Source organism: Meiothermus luteus (assembly GCF_003574085.1).
Taxonomy (GTDB): domain Bacteria; phylum Deinococcota; class Deinococci; order Deinococcales; family Thermaceae; genus Meiothermus; species Meiothermus luteus.
This window is the reverse complement of record NZ_QWKZ01000006.1, coordinates 16,614-33,315: the sequence shown is the minus strand read 5'-3', so window position 1 is coordinate 33,315 and position 16,702 is coordinate 16,614. Positions and strand designations below refer to the sequence as shown.

Sequence of the window (16,702 nt, the reverse complement as noted above, 5' to 3'; positions counted from 1 at the left end):
ACTTGAGGGGTGCGTCTACTCGCTGTTTTCTCCCATCCAGACGACGAAATCGGGGTAGCCGGTACCTTGGCGAAGCACGTGCGGCGGGGAGATGCGGCCATGCTCCTGTGGCTCACCCGGGGCGAGCTGGCCAGCCAGTTTGGCGATACCCCTCCTGAGGAAGTGGGCCGCGTTCGGGAGGGACACGGACGGCAGGTTGCGGAGATGATCGGAGCCGAGTATGGCTTTCTCGGCTTTCCCGACAGCGGGCTCACCGGTGGAAGGGAGGAGGCGTTGGCCATTGCCCGGGTGGTAGCGGATTGGAAGCCTGATGTGGTCATCACCTGGAACCCCCACGACGTTCACCCGGACCACCGCGCGACCTACTGGGCCACCCTTTCGGCTCTTAAGTTCTGCCGCATCCCCAAGCTGGTGGGCCGACCCCACCGCGAGCCCGTTCGGCTGCTGCACTACTACCGCAGCGACATTCCCCGGCCCGCGGTATACGTGGACATCGGCGAGGAGGGCCAGGCCGTGGCCGAGCAGGTGTTCGGCTTTTACCAAGGCTTCTACCGCTGGGACTACAGCCTGGAGGCCTTCAGGGCGAGCCGCTTGAGGTGGGGGGCGGAGGCTTCTGTAAAGTTTGCCGAGCGCTTTCAGGCAGAGGCTCCGCTGCCCCATTCCTATCTGGGTTAGCGCCTTCTAGCTCGAGGCTGCCCTTGGGGCTGGTGAAGGTGTAGGCGGCGAAGGCCGCTGTAAGGCTCAGGGGCAAGAGGCCGTACCCCCCTATCTCCCCAGCCAGTACGACCGCGGCGAAGGGGGCTCGAGCCAACCCGGCCAGCAGCGCGGTGATGCCCACTAGGGCCGCGGTGGGGGAGGAGGGAACGATGGAGGGAGCGGCCTGCCCCAAAAGCTCGGCCAGCACCAGCCCGCTCAGCCCCCCCAGGGCCAAGGCTGGGGTGAGCTGGCCGCCGTAGGCCCGCACCCCTCCGGCCAGGATGAGGAGGGCAAGCTGGACCAGAAGGAGCGCCCCCAGGAAGGGGAGGGTCAGGATGGGCGAGGTGCCGAGCTGAACCCAGGGCAGCCCGTTGCCTAGAGCCTCGGGCAGCAGCAGCAGGGCCAGGGCCAGCATGGCCCCAAAGAGGGCGTGCCGCATCCCGAAGCTCAGCCGCCTTAGAAGGCGCTGCAGTAGACGCTCGCTTTCCAGCCACAGGGTGCCCACCCCGGCGCAGACCAAGCCGGTGATGAGGCCGAAGAGTAGCTGGGGCCAGGTGAAGGGGCCTGGGGTCAGCTCCAGCAGGGGGCTGTAGCCGTGGAAGAGGCCGTATAGGGTGAACCCGGATAGGGCCCCGATGAGGGCCGGGGCCAGTGCGCCTACCTCGAGGGCCAGCCCGCGGTAGACGATTTCGCTGGCCAGCAGGGCCCCGGCCATCGGGGCGTGGAAGGCCGAGGCGAAGCCTGCGGCCATCCCAGCGAAGGGGAGAAAGCGGCTTGACTCTCCCAAAGGGATGCGTCGGCCCAGGGCACTCCCTACCCAAAGACCCAGCGCGGCCATGGGTCCCTCTCGCCCCATAGGGGAGCCTGCCCCGAGCTGCACCAGGGCCCCCAGGATGCCCCGCAGGTATTCCATCGCCCGCACCGGCTGGCTCGAGCGGTAGGCGGCCAAGAGCCAGCCCAGCCCCCGGCCCGAGCCTAGGTAGCTCGAGGCGGCGAAAACCAGCGGGAGGAGCAGGGCCAGCCAGGCGGGGCTGGGCCCCCGGAAAACCTGGGTCAGCCCCCCTTCCCCGGGCAGGCCTGGGGGCAGGTACCCTAGGGTTTCGCCCAGCAGATAGCGCTCTATGAGCCTCAGCAAGAATACAAACCCCGCAGCGAAAGCTCCGGTGAGGGCACCCACAAAAGCGCTGTACAGGATGAGCGCGCCAATCTGCATAAAGGGGCCGGAGGTCTTCCGGCTACCAGGATTGTACCTGGGAGACTGGGGTGCCGCGCGTGATGCGAGGGGTTTCCAGGCCCAGCACCCGGTAGCCGCCGCGGGTGGCGGCCCGCACCAGCGCCCTGGGGTCCACCCGGCCCCAAAGCCACAGGGCCTCGTTGCGCACGTCCAGGTCGGGGCTGCTGGCCAGGGAGTCGGTGCCCAGGGCCACCTCTAGGCCGTGTTTCAGGTAAAGCCCCCAGGGAAACACACCGCAGCCCAGGTTGGCGTTGCTGCGCGGGCAGGATACCACGCGGCTGCCGCTTTGGGCGAGGATGCGCACCTCTTCCTCGTCCACCTGCACCCCGTGCACCAGGGTCAGGTGGGGCCCCAGCACCCCCAGCTCCGCCAGGTAGCGCACCGGGGTAAGCCCAGGGAGGTCCTGGTAGGGGGGAAGGCCCAGGCTTTGGGGAATGGCCTGGAGGGCCCCTGTACCCTGGGTCATCAGCTCGGTTTCCTCGGGGCTCTCCGCCACGTGCATCTGAAGGGGGAACCCCTCCTTTTGGGCCAGCTCGGATAGCCTTTTGAGCAGGGGGGGGCTCACGTTGAAGGGGGTATGGGGCGAGAGGCCCACCCGCAGCCTGGGGCTCCTCTCCTGGAGTTGGGCGACCAGGCGGGCCAGGCGGCTGGCCATCGCTTCGGCCTCCTGGGGGTTGCGGTGGATTACCTCCAGGTAGACCACCCCCGGCAAGGGGCTGTGTTCCACAAGCCAGGCGGCTCCCTCGAGGCTGTGGGCGATGTCGCCAAAAGCTCCCACCCCATGCCTTTGGAGCTCAGCGAGGCCTTTTTGCACCGCCTCTGGGGTGCGCCTGGAGCGATGCGCAATGACATGGCGGATGAAGCCGGGGTAGGGGCCTTGGAAGCGGGGGGTACTGGAGAGGTCCAGGTGGGTGTGAGCGTTGACCACCGGGGGGGTGAGGGCCTTTCCCTTGTGGACCACCTCGGCTTGGGGGTAACCCTGCCGTAGCTCATCCAGCGGCCCTGTCGCCACCACGTAGTCCCCTTGGACTAGAAGCCCTCCACGGCGCATGGGGGTTCCAAACCCGGTGTAGACCACTTCGGCGGTCCATATCTGCGGCGGGCTCAAGGTACTCTTCTCCTTGCTTAGGGGGTGGGCCGGCGCTCCAGGACGTAACGGTTGGGCCCCCTCGCGAACCCTACGGCCCGGTAGCCCCGGCCCAGGTAGTGCCCGAAGACCAGCCGGCTGTGCTCCCGCCAGGCCAGGGCCAGTCCGGGGTCGGTTCGCAGGATGGCCCCCCAGTCCTCGGGAATCTGGACCAGAATGCGGGGCTCGGAAAGGTCCAGCCGGGCCCCTATAGGCACCTCCCCCTCCACCCGGTTGGCCAGGGGCAACCCGGCGGTCTCCGGGGGAGGCGGGGGAGCGTACAGCCGCTGCAACACCTGAGGGCTTCTCAGCTCCCAGGTGGCGTAGACCCGGTCCGAAGGTGCCCCGGCGTTGATGCCCCCCATAGGGCCATAGCAGTTGGGGATGTAGCGGTCAAAGGTGGCCCCCAGTTTCTGTAGGTTGAAGTGGGCGTTTGCCCCCCGCAGCGGGTCAAAGGTCCAGACCACCCGCTCGTAGCCCCGGGCCAGCGCCCAGTCGCGCTGGTAGCGCTTGAGCAAAAACCCGACGCCCTTGTCTTGGTAAGCGGGCAGGACCCCGGCCATGTGCGAGTGGTGGTCGGTGGGTCGGTTGGTGGGGAAGCTGAAGATGAAGCCCACCAGCTTTTCTCCGCTTCCCTCTTCCCGGGCATAGGCCCCGGCCAGCAGGGCCCCTTCGTGCACCAGGGCGATGAGGGTGCCTGGGCGGATGCCCTCGTCGGGGTCGTTCCAGATGGCCCGCTCGAGCCTGGGGATTTCCAAAGCCTCCTCGGGCAGTCTTACCTCGCGGATAAGAATCTCTAGCATGGCGGTTTTCGCCTCAGCGGGCGGTGAGGTAGGCGGTTTTCTCGGTGATTTTCTCCACGAAGTCCCGCTTCAGGGTGATGCCCAGACCGGGCCCTTGGGGCACCGGCATCATCCCTTCGCGGGCCTCTAGGGCCTCCTCAATGATGTCCTCCTGCCAGTAGCGGCTGGCGCTGGAGGTATCCCCCGGCTTGACGAACATGGGCAGGGTGGCCACGTGGATGTTCGCCGCGCGGCCGATGCCCGCTTCCAGCATCCCCCCCATCCAGACCGGCAAGCCGTAGCTTTGGACGATGTCGTGGACCTTCCGGCTTTGCAGGATGCCGCCTACCCGGGCGGGCTTCAGGTTGATGACCCGTCCCGCCCCGATTTCCAGGGCTTTGCGGGCGTCCTCAGGGGAGGTGATGGACTCGTCCAGGCAGATGGAGGTGGCGATGGCCGACTGCAGCTTGGCGTGGTCCAGGAGGTCGTCGTAGGCCAGGGGCTGCTCAATGTAGTCAAGCCGTGCGGCGTCTAAAGCCCGGAAGGTGGCGATGTCGTTTAGGCTGTAGGCCGAATTGGCGTCCACCGTAAGGTTGGCCTCGGGGAATGCCTCGCGAACCGCCAAGGCTAATTTTACATCCCAGCCCGGTTTAATCTTGAGCTTGATTCGCTTGTACCCATCGGAAAGCCCTTTGGCCACCTTATCCAAGGTGGCCTCGAGGCTGGGCTCTATTCCCAGGCTTATGCCCACCGGTATCTCCTGGCGCACCCCACCCAGCACCTTCCAAAGGGGCTGCCCCAGGCCTTTGCACCACAGGTCCCAGAAGGCCATCTCCAGGGCCGCTTTGGTCATCCTGTTGCCGCGGTAGCCGGCTATCTCGCTCCAGAGCAGCTCGGGGTTGGCGAACTCCCTGCCCAGCACCCTAGGCAGCAGGAGCCCTTCCAGAAGGGCCCAAGCCCCCGGAAGGGTCTCCTCGCGGTAGTGCGGGGTGTACTCCATCACCGTTTCGGCGTAGCCCTCTAAGCCCTCGCCGTAGAGGGTGAGCACGATGATGTGCCGCTCGGTCTGCACCCCAAACGAGGTCTCAAAGCGGAACTTAAGGGGCAAGGAGATGAGCCGGAGCTCGGCGGCTTCTATTCTCATGCCCGTATGCTAAGCGACCCCCAGGACGGCTTGTCAAACCGGCCTTGGGGTATACTCCTGGCCATGGTGCGGATTCTTTTGGTAATTTCGCTGGTTTTTGGCTTTGGCCTGGCCTCTGCTCAGGAGGTCTACAAGCTGCGGGTCAGGAGCTGGAGCTGCACCTACGCCGGGGGGGCCATGGTCGCCCAGGGGGTGGTGGAGAACATCTCCAAAAGCCGCATTCAGGGGCTCCGGGTCCATTTCCGGCTGGTGGAGAAGGGGCTTCAGGGGGTGGAAGGGGTTCCCAGCAGCCGGACGCACGGCACCAATTCGGCCCCCGTCGCCAGGTCCAGCCTGGCCCCGGGGGAGACCAGCCCCTTCTCGGTCCGGGTACCCACCAGCCGCCGTGACCTAGCCTGTCAGCTCTGGTTCCGCAACCCGAGCGTGGTACAGATTCCCACCCAGGTGCCCAGGCTCTAGATGCTGCGGATTTTAGGCGGTACTGCCCGGGGGGTACCCCTCAAGGTGCCGGCCTCGGCTCGGCCCAGCCCGGTCCGTCTCCGCAAGGCCCTTTTTGACTACCTGCGCTACCGCTACCCGAACCGAGGCCGCTTTTTGGACCTCTACGCAGGCAGCGGGGCGGTGGGGCTCGAGGCGGCCTCGGAGGGCTTTGAGGTGGTGCTGGTGGAGAAGGACCCCGAGGCCATCCGTTGTCTGCGGGAGAATGCGCGTAGGGCTAGGCTTTCCGTGCGCATAGAGGGCAAGCCGGTGGAGCGCTACCTGCTAGAAGCCCAGCAGAGGGGCTTACGCTTCACGGTGGCCTTTATGGCCCCCCCTTACCCCCACGACCTGGTGCAGGACTTTGAGCGCCTGCGCCAGGCCTCGGTGGTTGAGCCTGGGGGGCTTTGCATCCTTCAGCACCCTGCCGAGCTTGCGCTGCTGTTGGGTGAGCGCCGGGTGTACGGCCACAACGCTCTAACCATCGTGGAGGTCGGTGAGTGAGACGCCCGGTGTTTTGGCGTGGTAAGCTACTGGCAAGATGGGGGAAAAAACCTTTGAAGAGCGGGAACTGATTCTGGAGCTGTTCCCTGGAACCTCCCCGGAGCTTCTGCCTCCGGGGGAGGTGCTTTACTACCGCGATGGGGAAGGGCGGGTGCACATCCAGGAAAACCCGCTCCACCTGGTGCTGGAGCCTTTGGACGCTGCCCCAAGCATTACCCCCTTGGTTTGTGAGGCCTGCTTGCGGCATATTTCCCGCTCTTCGGGGCAGTTTTTCCGCTTTGGGGTAGGGAGCAGCGGCCGCCACTTCCGCTACGTGGCCCTCTGCCGGGATACCGAGCGCTGCTCGGGCTCGGCCCGGCCTGGACGTTTGAGGGAAATCCTTCTCAGGGGTATACTACCCTGAGCGCGCTGTGAACCGGGCTCGGCGGGGGAAGGCCGGGCCTCTTCGTTGGGCCAAGGGGGCTCTCATGCAATTTTCAGCCGATTGACGCAGCATCGTGAGCGTCTTACCAGGAGGCCGGATGGCACGTGAAGTAAAACTCACCAAGTCGGGGTATGAGCGGTTGGTGGCCGAGCTCGAGCAGGAGCGGGCTCGTTTGCAAGAGGCCACCCGGATACTGCAGGAGCTAATGGAGTCCTCCGATGACTACGACGACTCGGGCTTGGAGGACGCCAAGCGGGAAAAGGCCCGCATAGAGGCCCGGATAGAGTCCCTTACCGACACCCTTTCCCGTGCCCAAATTATTGAGGAGGAGGGGCATGAGGTAAGCGTGGTGACCCTGGGGGCGGTGGTCCAGCTCAAGTCCAAGGAGGGGGACCTGATGGAGGTGCAGGTAGTTTCTCCGGCCGAGGCCAGCGTTTTGGAGCGCCCCATGAAAATCTCCGATGAAAGCCCCTTGGGCAAGGCCCTCTTGGGCCAGAAGGTGGGGGCTAAGGTGATGCTGGAGACCCCTAAGGGGAAGAGGGAGTTCCGGATAGAGTCCATCCAGCACTGAGGCATTACCGGGCCGGGCACCGAAAGGGGGGTGGTTCCGGCAGGGTGGCGGCCACCTCGAGCCGGTAATGGTCGGGCGCCGCCAGGGGGCGCAGGAGCAGCCCCACCCCCTCGCCGCCCCGGGCCATGCGGAGTACCCAGTAGGCCTCGCCCAGCAAGGAGAGGCTCTCCCGGGCACAGCGGAAGGTGAAACCCTGGGCCTGAAGCTGGCCTTGGAGCAGCTCGCCTATCTGCTGCAGCTCGTCCAGGGTCCTGGGCCGGTATCCGTTTTGGGGCTCGTAGTAGAACTCGGTAATTTCCACCGGTCCTTCCTGAATTCGGGCCAAAAGACGGGCGTCCGGCACCACCAGGCCGTAGCGCTCGGAGACCGATAGGGTCTGGCTGCCCGGGAAAAGGGGAGCGCACCCTGCCAAAAAAGCGCCAGAAACCCCCGGTGCACAGTCAAATTATATTGGCCTCTGGGGTGGCATAGGCCGGGCTGCACTATAATCAAGCAGCTTTGGAGGGGTATGCCAGAGTACAGCGAACAGACCCAGCAGCGTTTGGCCAACCTCGAGGCCCTGGTAGAGGCGGGCTTTGAGCGCTTCCCCTACCGCTTCCCAAAGACCCACGACGCCGCCCAGATTCTTTCCGCCCACGCGGGGGCTGGTCCCCAGGAGGAGTGGCCCGAGGAAGAGGTGCGCCTGGCCGGTCGCCTGATGACCTTTCGCCACATGGGCAAGGCCAGCTTTGCCCACCTGCAAGACCAAAGCGGCCGGATTCAGATCTACCTGGCCCGCGATGTTACAGAGCGCTACGACCTTATCAAGAAGCTTGATATTGGCGACATCATCGGTGTGGAAGGAACGGTCTTCACCACCAAGACCGGTGAGATTACCGTAAAAGTGCGCAGGTTCACCCCCTTGGTGAAGTCGCTCCACCCTTTGCCCGATAAGTGGCACGGCATCCGCGATTTGGAAACCCGCTATCGGCAGCGCTATTTGGACCTTATCCAGAACCCAGAGGTGCGGGAGGTCTTCCGGATTCGCAGCCGGATGGTGCGCTACATCCGTAATTTCTTTGAAGAGCGGGGCTTCTTGGAGGTGGAGGGCCCCACCCTGCAGGCCATCGCCGGAGGCACCGAGGCCAGGCCCTTCAAGACCTTCCACAACGCGCTGGGGCACGAGTTCAACCTGCGGATTGCCCTGGAACTGCACCTCAAGCGCCTGCTGGTAGGGGGGTTTGAGAAGGTTTTTGAGATTGGCCGCAACTACCGCAACGAGGGCATCTCTCCCAAGCACAACCCCGAGTTCACCATGCTCGAGGCCTACTGGGCCTATGCGGACTACCAGGACATGATGGGCCTGGTGGAAGACCTGCTTTCGGGCCTGGTGCAGCACCTTTTTGGCACCACCCAGATTCACTACGGCGGGCACCAGATTGACTTTGCTAAGCCCTTCCGGCGCCTTGACTTTGTGTCCACTCTCAAAGAAAAATCCGGCCTGGACTTTGACCCTACCGACCTGGAGCGCCTGCGTGCTTGGACCGACCAGAAGCACCCTGAGCTGAGGGGTGTGCCAAGCTACAAGCTTTTGGACAAGCTCTTCAGCCACTACGTGGAGCCCAGCCTCATACAGCCTACCTTCGTGGTGGACGTTCCTCTGGCCATCAGCCCCCTGGTCAAGCGGCACCGCGACCCTGCCAAGCCCAACCTCACCGAGCGGGCCGACCTGTTCGTGGCGGGCTTTGAGATTGCTCCTATCTACTCTGAGCTCAACGATGCCTTGGACCAGCGGGCCCGTTTTGAGGAGCAGGCCCGGCGGCGCGAGGCCGGTGACGACGAGGAGCCTGAGATTGACGAGGACTTTCTCCTGGCTCTGGAGTACGGGATGCCGCCCGCGGCGGGGATGGGGTTGGGCATTGACCGCCTGGCGATGGTCCTCACGGGCCAGGAGAGCATCCGGGACGTGATTCTCTTTCCCCTGCTCAAGCCCCGTAAGGAAGGACAGCCGGAGGAAAGCTAGGCCTAGGTCTCAGGTGAGCCGGCCGCCGTCGGGCGGCTTTTTTGTTGAGGAGCGCCGAAGTTGCGCGTAGGAGACTAAAGTTTATGAATATGTCCGTTTGGAATGTGCAGATTTGGATGACCTGTAGACCTGGGACTGCTAAAGTAAACACGAACGATTATGCGAAGGGAGCTTCCAAACTATGTGGTTCATGCGCGGCTGCGCTTTGCTCCCGAGGTGGCAAGGCACCGTCTGGAAAACGCCTATCCCAACCTGCGCCTGTTGGAGCAGCTCGAGGGTGGCCACACTCTCGTTGAAATTGAACTAGACCCCGGCAACCATCCCTTCGGATTCCCCCTCGAGCTGCTCTCCTGGATACTGAGCTGGGGCGCGCGGGTGGAGGTGCTGGAGCCTTTGGCTTTGCGGCGGGCCTGGTTGGAAGAGGCCAGGACGATAGTTGAGCGCTACGCCTCAACGTCCGTGATACCCAGCCCCTTTACATTCTGGGGCCACTCTCACCCCGACCCTTCCCGCTGGCAGCCTTTGAGGGCGCACCTGGCCCAGGTGGCCGCCCTTGCCGCGGCCAAGGCCCAGCCCTTCGGCGAGGAGGGAAGCGCCCACCTGGCCGGTCTGCTGCATGATCTGGGTAAGTACGGCGACCGGTTCCAGCTCCGGCTGCAGGGTAAGCTTTCCGGCCTGGACCACTGGTCGGCAGGGGCGCATGTGGCGCTCTTTGAGTATCGCGCCCCGGCGGTGGCTTTGGCCGTGCAGGGCCACCACCTGGGGTTGCAAAGCGGGGCTAAGGAGAGCCTCAAGGGCATGTGGCTGCGTTCGGATGGACGGGGTTTTCCAGAGGAGCTGCGGCTTAGCGAACTAGACTTAGACCTGCTCAAGCGCCGCCTTCAGGAAGACGGCCTCGAGCTGCCCCCCCCCAGCGAGGCCCCTATAGAGGCCCCCAGCAGTGCCGCAGCCATGCTGGATACCCGGATGCTCTTCTCAGCCCTGGTGGATGCCGACTTTTTGGACACCGAGGCCCACCTGCGGGGTCAGGACCACCGCCCCACCCCACCTTTGCTGCAGGTGGGCCAGGCTTTGGCCCGCCTGGAGGCGTACCTGGAGGCCTTGGGCCAGGACGAGCGGATTCCCGCCAAGACCCGGGCCCTGCGCAAGGCCCTGTCCGACGCAGCCGCAGAGGCCTCCAAGCACTCCGGACGACTCTTTACCCTCACCGCCCCTACGGGCCTGGGCAAGACCCTGGCCATGCTCCGCTTCGCCCTGCGCCGGGCCCTGCGCGACCCCCGCATTCGGCGCATCGTGGTGGTGCTCCCGTACCTTTCCATCCTTGACCAGACCGCTAAAATCTACCGCTCGCTGTTCTCAGACTTTGGCCCCCACTACATCCTGGAGGACCACAGCCTGGCCTACCGACCCCTGGGTCAGGAGCCCTCCGACGAGCAAGACCTGCAAGAGCGTGAGCGCCGCCTCCTAAGCGAGAACTGGGAGGCCCCCATCGTTCTCACCACCCATGTGCAGCTTCTGGAAAGCCTGCACGCGAGCCGCCCCGGGGCCTGCCGCAAGCTGCACAACCTGGCCGGGAGCGTGCTTTTGTTCGATGAGGTGCAGACCCTGCCCACCCACCTGGCCGTGCCCACCCTCAAGACCCTCTCTCACCTGGCCAGCGAGAAGTACGGCGCGGTGGTGGTCTTCGCCACCGCCACCCAGCCCGCCTTTGAGGTGCTGGACGAGAAGGTGCGTCAGGGTGAGCCTCAGGGTTGGCGGCCGGTGGAGATGGCCCCCGAGCCCGAGGTGCTCTTCCAGCAGAGCCGGCGGGTGGGGGTGGACTGGTGGCTCAAAAGCCCGTTGCCCTGGTCGCACCTGGCGGCCCTGTTGGCAGCCGACCCCCAGGCCCTGGTGGTGCTCAACCTCAAGCGGCAGGCCCACACCCTCTTCCGCCTGGCCGAGGCGCGGAGCTTAGAGGGGCTTTACCACCTCTCCACCGCGCTGTGCCCGGCCCACCGGCTACAGGTGCTGGGGGAGGTGCAGGCCCGGCTTGACGCGGGGGCACCCTGCCGCCTGATTGCCACCCAGGTGGTGGAGGCCGGGGTGGAGCTGGACTTTCCCCTGGGCTACCGGGCCTTGGGGCCCCTGGAGGCCATCGCCCAGACCGCAGGCCGGGTCAACCGGCATGGCCTGCACAAGGAGGGGCGGCTGGTGGTCTTCCTGCCCGAAGACGAGGGGTACCCCGATAAAGCCTACGAAAAGGCCGCCAAGCTCACCCGGGCCTTGCAGGCCGAGGGGCCGCTCGAGCTCACCCCCGCCACCTTCCGCCGCTACTACCAAAGCCTCTACAGCCTGCAGGCCGTGAGCGACCCGGAGATTGAACGCTGCATCCTGACCCAAAACTACGCCGAGCTCGCCCGCCGCTACCGCATCATCGAGTCGCCCGCGGTGAACGTGGTGGTGCCCTACAACGACGAGGCCAAAGCGCTCATGCAGGAGGCGCGCGACCGGGGCATCGCCGCCGACTGGGTTCACCGCGCTAGGCCCTACACCGTGCCCTTCTTCCTGCCCAAAGGAGGACCCCCTGCTTTCCTCGAGAGCGTCTTTCTGCGCTACGGGCGGGGTGAGGCCCCGGACTGGTACCTGTGTCCGGACGAGGCTCTCTACGATTCAAGACTGGGCTTCACGCCGGAGGAAGGGGGTGGCTCAGGACTGGTCCTATAAGCCAGCGGTTCTTCGGCGATTGGATTTGCTGAGGCCAGAAAAGGAGGTGCCATGCGACGTTTTCGCCTGGAAGTTTGGGGCGAGCTGGCCTGCTTTACCCGGCCCGAGTTCAAGGTGGAGCGCTTCAGCTACCCCATCATCACCCCCAGCGCCGCCCGGGGCATCTTCGACGCCATCTACCTAGACTTTGACCCCCAAAGCAAAAAACCCCTCATGTACTGGCAGATTGAGCGCATTGAGGTGCTGCGTCCGGTGCGCTACATCGCCCTGATGCGCAACGAGGTGAAGGAAAAGGTGAGTGTGCGCAGCGTCCAGAGCTGGATGAGGGACCCCAGCACCTTTGAGCCCCTTTTTGCCGATGCCACCAAGGACGACACCGGCCAGGACACTAAGGGCCGCACCCAACGCCAGACCATGGCCCTCAAGGACGTGCGCTACCGCCTGACCGCCCACGCGGTGCTCTACCGCGAAGATTATGCCCTGCGCCAGAAGATCGAACACAGCTTTGAGCGCCGGGCTCGATCCGGGCAGTGCATCTACCAGCCCTATTTGGGCTGCCGCGAGTTTAGCGGGTATTTCCGGCTGGTGGAGCCGGGCGAGGAGGCCAAGCCCGTGCCCTACAGCGAAAAAATCGGCTGGATGCTCTACGACGTCTTTGACCTTTCTAGGCCGGGGGCCCCGTTGCGCCCCGACAAGGGCGAGAAGCCCAGCGTGAGCCTCTTTGAGGCCGAGGTGGTGGAGGGGGTGCTCGAGGTGCCCCCCTACGAAAGCGAGCGGGTGCGGAAGGGGGTGGGCTGATGCTTACGCCGCTGGTGGAGTACGCCCGGCAGAAGGGCCTGGGCACGGAGCCCGGCTTTACCCAAAAGGAAATTCGCTGGCTGGTGGGGGTGAGCGCGGGCGGGCAGTTTACCGAGTTGATTCCCCTAGGTCAGGCCAGACCGGCCCCCGACCTCTCCCAGCCCGAGATGATCGCCATGCCCGGCTACCTACGGGCCCAGGGGTACCCCGCCGAGCAGGCCGCCCACTTCCTGGCCGATACCTGTGCAGTGGTGTTTGGGATGGCCGAGCGGGATAGGGAAGGAAACATCAAAAACCCCAAGGAGCATGCCAAGAACCTGCAAAAGCAGCAGACCTTCCGGTTGCTGGTTGAGCTTGCCGCAAAAGAGGTGCCTTTGCTCTCGCCCATCGCCCAGGCCCTCTCCGACCCGGCGCAGATGGCAGGGTTTGCCAAGAAGCTCGAGGCCCAGACTCAGCAAAAGGGCTCGGACAAACTCAAGCCCACCGACAAAATCTCCTTTTTCGTGCAGGAGAAGTGCGTGCTGGACTTCCCCGACTGGCACGACTGGTGGCGGCAGTTTCGCGCCCAAGCTTTCCCGACCTCGAGCGCCAGCGGCAGGATGCGCTCGTTTGCCACCGGGAAGCTGGTTTCCCCCGCTTCCACCCACCCCAAGGTGACCAAGCTGGGCGGCGGTGCCTTCGGGCACGCCCTGGTCACCTACGACAAGGAAGCCTTTGAGTCTTATGGCCTTTCCCAGGGTGAAAACGCCGCGGTGGAGGAGGAAGCCGCCACCGCCTACCGGGCCGGGCTAGACGCCCTTTTGGAAGGGGCCCAGACCCTGGGCGAGATGAAGGTGGTGGTCTGGTACGACCGGGCCATCCCCGAGGAGGACGACTTCTTCCGCGACCTCTTCGCCCCCAGCAGCGGTGAGGTTGAGGAACTGCAGGCCTTGGAGCGCGCCCGCAAGGTGCTCCAGGCCCTCAAAACCGGCGAGGCCCCCCCCAGCCTGCAGGGCGCCCGCTTTTTCGCCGCAGCCCTGAGCCCGGCCTCAGGGCGGGTGATGGTGCGCGACTGGCAGACGGGTTCGCTGGAAGAGTTCATTAACGCCGTGAAGACCTGGTTTGAGCACCTGGCCATCGTGCGCAAAAGCGGCGACCGGGCCGCTGGCCTGCCGGGCCTGAACCGCCTTTTCCTGAGCCTTCAACGCCCCAAGACCCCCGAGCAAAACTTCGACGACTACCTCAAACCCATCAAGACCCTGCAAGTCCCCCTCTGGCGCGCGGCCTTGAACCCCAGCCTACCCATTCCCTATGGGGCCCTTGCCCGCATCATGGAGTCCCACATCGCCGAGGTGATGACCGGGGCCTTTAGCGAGGCCCTCAGCGCACAAAAAGCCGACGCCGCCGCCCTGGGGCGCATCTACGCCCGCATGGGGCTTCTGAAGGCTTACCACATCCGCAAAGGAGGAACGATAGGGATGGCGCTAGACCCCAACCACCCCAGCCCGGCCTACCACTGTGGCCGCTTGATGTGCCTGCTGGCCCAGATTCAGGAGGCCTCCGCCGAATCCGATATCAACGCCGGCGTGGTGCAGCGCTACTACGGCGCGGCCAGCAGCACCCCGGCCATGGTGCTGAGCCGCCTCACGCGGCTCTCTCAGCACCACCTGAGCAAGCTGGTCAAGGACTCCCCCGGCCTGGCCTACTGGTTCCACACCCAGCTCGCTGAGGTCTGGAAGGTCCTGGGCCCCACCCTGCCCCGCACCCTGAGCCTGGAGGAGCAGAGCCTTTTTGCCCTGGGCTACTACCAGCAGCTCGCGGCCAGCCGCGTTAAGAAGGACGACAAACCATCCGGCCCCGAAACCGCCTAAGGCCCGAAAGGAGATACCCCATGTCCCAGCCCATCCAAAACCGCTACGAGTTCCTGCTTTTCTTTGATGTTCAAGATGGCAACCCCAACGGCGACCCCGACTCGGGCAACGCCCCGCGCATTGACCCCGAGGACGGCCACGGCCTGGTGAGCGATGTGGCCTTAAAGCGCCGTATTCGCAACTATGTTCAGGCGGCCCGCCAGGGGGTGCCTGGCTTCGCCATCTTTGTGCAGCACGGCATCAACCTCAACCGGCCCATCTTCGAGGCCCACGAGCGCACCGGGGGCTTTACCGGCACCAAGACCAAGGACAAGGTGGAAGCCGCCCGCCGTTGGATGTGCCAGAACTTCTTCGATGTGCGCACCTTTGGCGCGGTGATGAGCACCGGGGCCAACGCCGGCCAGGTGCGGGGGCCGGTGCAGCTTACCTTTGCCAGAAGCCTAGACCCCATCTTCCCCGCCGAGTTCAGCATCACCCGGGGGGCGGTGGCCGAGGACGTCAAGAACGCCAAGACCCTGGAAGACTACCTGAAGTGGGAAAAAGAACAGCCCGAGGACAAGCTCCGCACCATGGGCCGCAAGAGCCAGGTGCCCTACGGCCTCTACTTAGCCAAGGGCTTCATCAGCGCCCACCTGGCCCAGGGCACCGGCTTCAGCGAGGCCGACCTGAAGCTATTGGTGGAGGCCCTTTTGAACATGTTTGAGCACGACCGCAGCGCCAGCAAGGGGCATATGGCCACCCGAAGGCTCTACCTCTTCCAGCACGTGGGCACCGACCCCAATAACGCTGAACAGAACAAGCGCCAGGCCATGCTGGGCTGCGCCCCCGCGCACCGCCTGCTGGACCTTGGCGAGGTGGTCTCGGCGCGGCTCCTGGACGAGAGGAAGCCCCCCCGCCGCTTTGCCGACTACGAGGTAAAGGCCGACCCGGCCCGGCTACCCAAAGGGGTGCGGATGCTGGAAATGGACACCTGGGACGAGGCCCGGTTTGACGCCTGGATGGGAGGGGCCCATGCCTAGGACGGTTCCTCACCCGCCGCCGGAGCTAAAAAAGCCCGAGCTGACCACCTGGACGCTGAAGCTCAAAACCATTACCCCCATGTTCGGCGGCAGCGCCACCCCCCGCGAGGTAGACCCCGCCAACCCGGTGCGGGCGGCGAGCGTGCGGGGGCATCTGCGGTTTTGGTGGCGGGCTACGGCGGGGGCGCAGTACACATCTGCGGAAGAGCTTTTCAAGGCGGAGGAGGCGATTTGGGGGAGCGATAACGTGCCTGGCAAGGTTTGCATAAGGATACTGGAAGTAGCTGCTTCAGACCCAATCCCGTGCTGCACTTACTACCACCGACGCAAAGATGGAGGAACAGAACTAAAGACGTACCCATATTTCAGTGATTACCCCGGGTATGCGTTGTTCCCATTTCAAGGAAAGGCGAAAAGGGATAAGAAAACTCGCCAGGTTGCGGGAAAGCTGAGAAAGGGCCAAGACAGATTTCAAGGAAAGGCGAAAAGGGATAAGAAAACTCGGGAGATCACCATTATTGAACCGCCATCCAACTGTTTCAAGGAAGGGAGCGTAAGGTTTACCCTCTGCCTCTTATTTCCGAACGAGGTTAAGCACGATGTTGAACTAGCTGTAGCGATGTGGGTGCGATTTGGAGGAATAGGTGCGCGCACCAGGAGGGGCTGCGGGAGCCTCGAGCTAATAGAAGGGTCTTTGCATATTGAGGATGTAGTGGCCCAGCGTGAAAATAGCCTTCTTACAAAGGCACCAATAGTGTGCCTTGTAGGCAAACCAAAAGGTAAGGCCGTCAAGGCGTGGAAAGATGCGGTGGAAACGTATAAGGAGTTCCGACAAGGCAAGGCTTTTGCTAGAAACCCGGGCTCGGATCCAAAGAACCCTGCAAAACTCGGTCGGTCGAGGTGGCCAGAGCCGGATACTATTCGCGAATGGTTTCCGGATATGGGCTGGAAGCATAAGCCAGAGCACCCAGCAAGGGGCTTTCCTAGGGCCGATCTGGGACTGCCCATTGTTTTTCACTTTCAGGAAGAGGGCCCTGAAGATGAGAACTTTGTTCTGGAGTCCAACTACACACCTTCCTCAGAGTCAGAACATGAGTTGGGTTCTCGGTTTGCCTCTCCAGTTATCACAAAAGCAATAAAAACCGAGGAAGGCTATCTGCCTGCAATAGTTCTTCTTGATTCTCCTCATGTTTGGCAAGCGGGCAAGCTGACGCTGAGGTTTGAAGAGCATGGGCAGCGGGTAACAGAGGAACTCGTCAATCTTTCTCCTCAAGAGAGGGAGAAGGTACTCCCACTCAAACAGTTTGGCTCTAAGTCCATCCGAGAAGCTTTAGTGGAGTTTGTGAAATCAAAAGGTTACAGGCAGGTGTAA

Annotated in this window: 16 protein-coding genes; 11 read left to right on the top strand and 5 right to left on the bottom strand. The window is 64.0% G+C overall.

Going from position 1 to position 16,702, the window contains the following annotated elements:
- The first annotated feature begins 9 nt into the window (after positions 1-9).
- A complete protein-coding gene (locus tag Mlute_RS01790; RefSeq protein WP_119359054.1) occupies positions 10-675 on the top strand; it encodes a PIG-L deacetylase family protein in 666 nt (221 codons plus the stop codon).
- On the opposite strand, the gene Mlute_RS01785 is transcribed toward Mlute_RS01790, so the two are convergent.
- The 4 genes from Mlute_RS01785 to menC form a co-directional block, all read right to left on the bottom strand.
- Positions 578-1,909 (bottom strand): chloride channel protein, encoded by a 1,332-nt coding sequence (locus tag Mlute_RS01785; RefSeq protein WP_119359053.1) that lies wholly within the window; start codon positions 1,907-1,909, stop codon positions 578-580. The two genes, Mlute_RS01790 and Mlute_RS01785, sit on opposite strands and share 98 nt — an antisense overlap.
- 22 nt (positions 1,910-1,931) lie before the next feature.
- Positions 1,932-2,981 (bottom strand): amidohydrolase family protein, encoded by a 1,050-nt coding sequence (locus Mlute_RS01780; RefSeq protein WP_119359069.1) that lies wholly within the window; start codon positions 2,979-2,981, stop codon positions 1,932-1,934.
- Positions 2,982-3,055: 74 nt separating this feature from the next.
- Positions 3,056-3,859 carry a GNAT family N-acetyltransferase gene (locus Mlute_RS01775; RefSeq protein ID WP_119359052.1) on the bottom strand — a complete coding sequence of 268 codons (804 nt, stop codon included), beginning with the start codon at positions 3,857-3,859 and terminating at the stop codon, positions 3,056-3,058.
- Between the two features lie 13 nt (positions 3,860-3,872).
- Positions 3,873-4,982: an o-succinylbenzoate synthase gene (gene menC / locus Mlute_RS01770; RefSeq protein WP_119359051.1), complete on the bottom strand. Its 1,110-nt coding sequence runs from the start codon at positions 4,980-4,982 to the stop codon at positions 3,873-3,875.
- Between the two features lie 63 nt (positions 4,983-5,045).
- Between menC and Mlute_RS01765 the strand changes: the two genes are divergently transcribed.
- The 4 genes from Mlute_RS01765 (at position 5,046) to Mlute_RS01750 (ending at position 6,958) form a co-directional block, all read left to right on the top strand.
- Positions 5,046-5,441 carry a hypothetical protein gene (locus Mlute_RS01765; RefSeq protein WP_245958808.1) on the top strand — a complete coding sequence of 132 codons (396 nt, stop codon included), beginning with the start codon at positions 5,046-5,048 and terminating at the stop codon, positions 5,439-5,441.
- Positions 5,442-5,963 (top strand): RsmD family RNA methyltransferase, encoded by a 522-nt coding sequence (locus tag Mlute_RS01760; protein ID WP_119359050.1) that lies wholly within the window; start codon positions 5,442-5,444, stop codon positions 5,961-5,963. It begins immediately after the preceding gene.
- A 37-nt stretch (positions 5,964-6,000) separates the two neighbouring features.
- Positions 6,001-6,366 (top strand): hypothetical protein, encoded by a 366-nt coding sequence (locus Mlute_RS01755; RefSeq protein ID WP_119359049.1) that lies wholly within the window; start codon positions 6,001-6,003, stop codon positions 6,364-6,366.
- A gap of 118 nt (positions 6,367-6,484) precedes the next feature.
- Entirely contained in the window at positions 6,485-6,958 is a 474-nt protein-coding gene (locus tag Mlute_RS01750; RefSeq protein WP_119359048.1) for a GreA/GreB family elongation factor, read from the top strand.
- Between the two features lie 4 nt (positions 6,959-6,962).
- Here the strand turns inward: Mlute_RS01750 and Mlute_RS01745 are convergent, their stop codons facing one another.
- Positions 6,963-7,370 (bottom strand): hypothetical protein, encoded by a 408-nt coding sequence (locus Mlute_RS01745; RefSeq protein WP_119359047.1) that lies wholly within the window; start codon positions 7,368-7,370, stop codon positions 6,963-6,965.
- A 96-nt stretch (positions 7,371-7,466) separates the two neighbouring features.
- On the opposite strand from Mlute_RS01745, the gene lysS reads away from it, so the two are divergent.
- From lysS to cmr1, 6 genes are all read left to right on the top strand, one after another.
- Entirely contained in the window at positions 7,467-8,960 is a 1,494-nt protein-coding gene (gene lysS / locus Mlute_RS01740) for a lysine--tRNA ligase (protein WP_119359046.1), read from the top strand.
- A gap of 159 nt (positions 8,961-9,119) precedes the next feature.
- Entirely contained in the window at positions 9,120-11,663 is a 2,544-nt protein-coding gene (locus Mlute_RS01735; RefSeq protein ID WP_119359045.1) for a CRISPR-associated endonuclease Cas3'', read from the top strand.
- A 51-nt stretch (positions 11,664-11,714) separates the two neighbouring features.
- Positions 11,715-12,461 (top strand): type I-C CRISPR-associated protein Cas5c, encoded by a 747-nt coding sequence (cas5c, locus tag Mlute_RS01730; RefSeq protein ID WP_119359044.1) that lies wholly within the window; start codon positions 11,715-11,717, stop codon positions 12,459-12,461.
- Positions 12,461-14,311, top strand: coding sequence for a type I-C CRISPR-associated protein Cas8c/Csd1 (gene cas8c / locus Mlute_RS01725; protein WP_119359043.1), 1,851 nt, complete (start codon positions 12,461-12,463; stop codon positions 14,309-14,311). The genes cas5c and cas8c overlap by 1 nt, the downstream gene beginning before the upstream one ends.
- 20 nt (positions 14,312-14,331) lie before the next feature.
- Positions 14,332-15,330 carry a type I-C CRISPR-associated protein Cas7/Csd2 gene (cas7c, locus tag Mlute_RS01720; protein WP_119359042.1) on the top strand — a complete coding sequence of 333 codons (999 nt, stop codon included), beginning with the start codon at positions 14,332-14,334 and terminating at the stop codon, positions 15,328-15,330.
- Complete coding sequence (cmr1, locus tag Mlute_RS15925; RefSeq protein ID WP_245958807.1) at positions 15,323-16,702, top strand: type III-B CRISPR module RAMP protein Cmr1; 1,380 nt, start codon at positions 15,323-15,325, stop codon at positions 16,700-16,702. The genes cas7c and cmr1 overlap by 8 nt, the downstream gene beginning before the upstream one ends.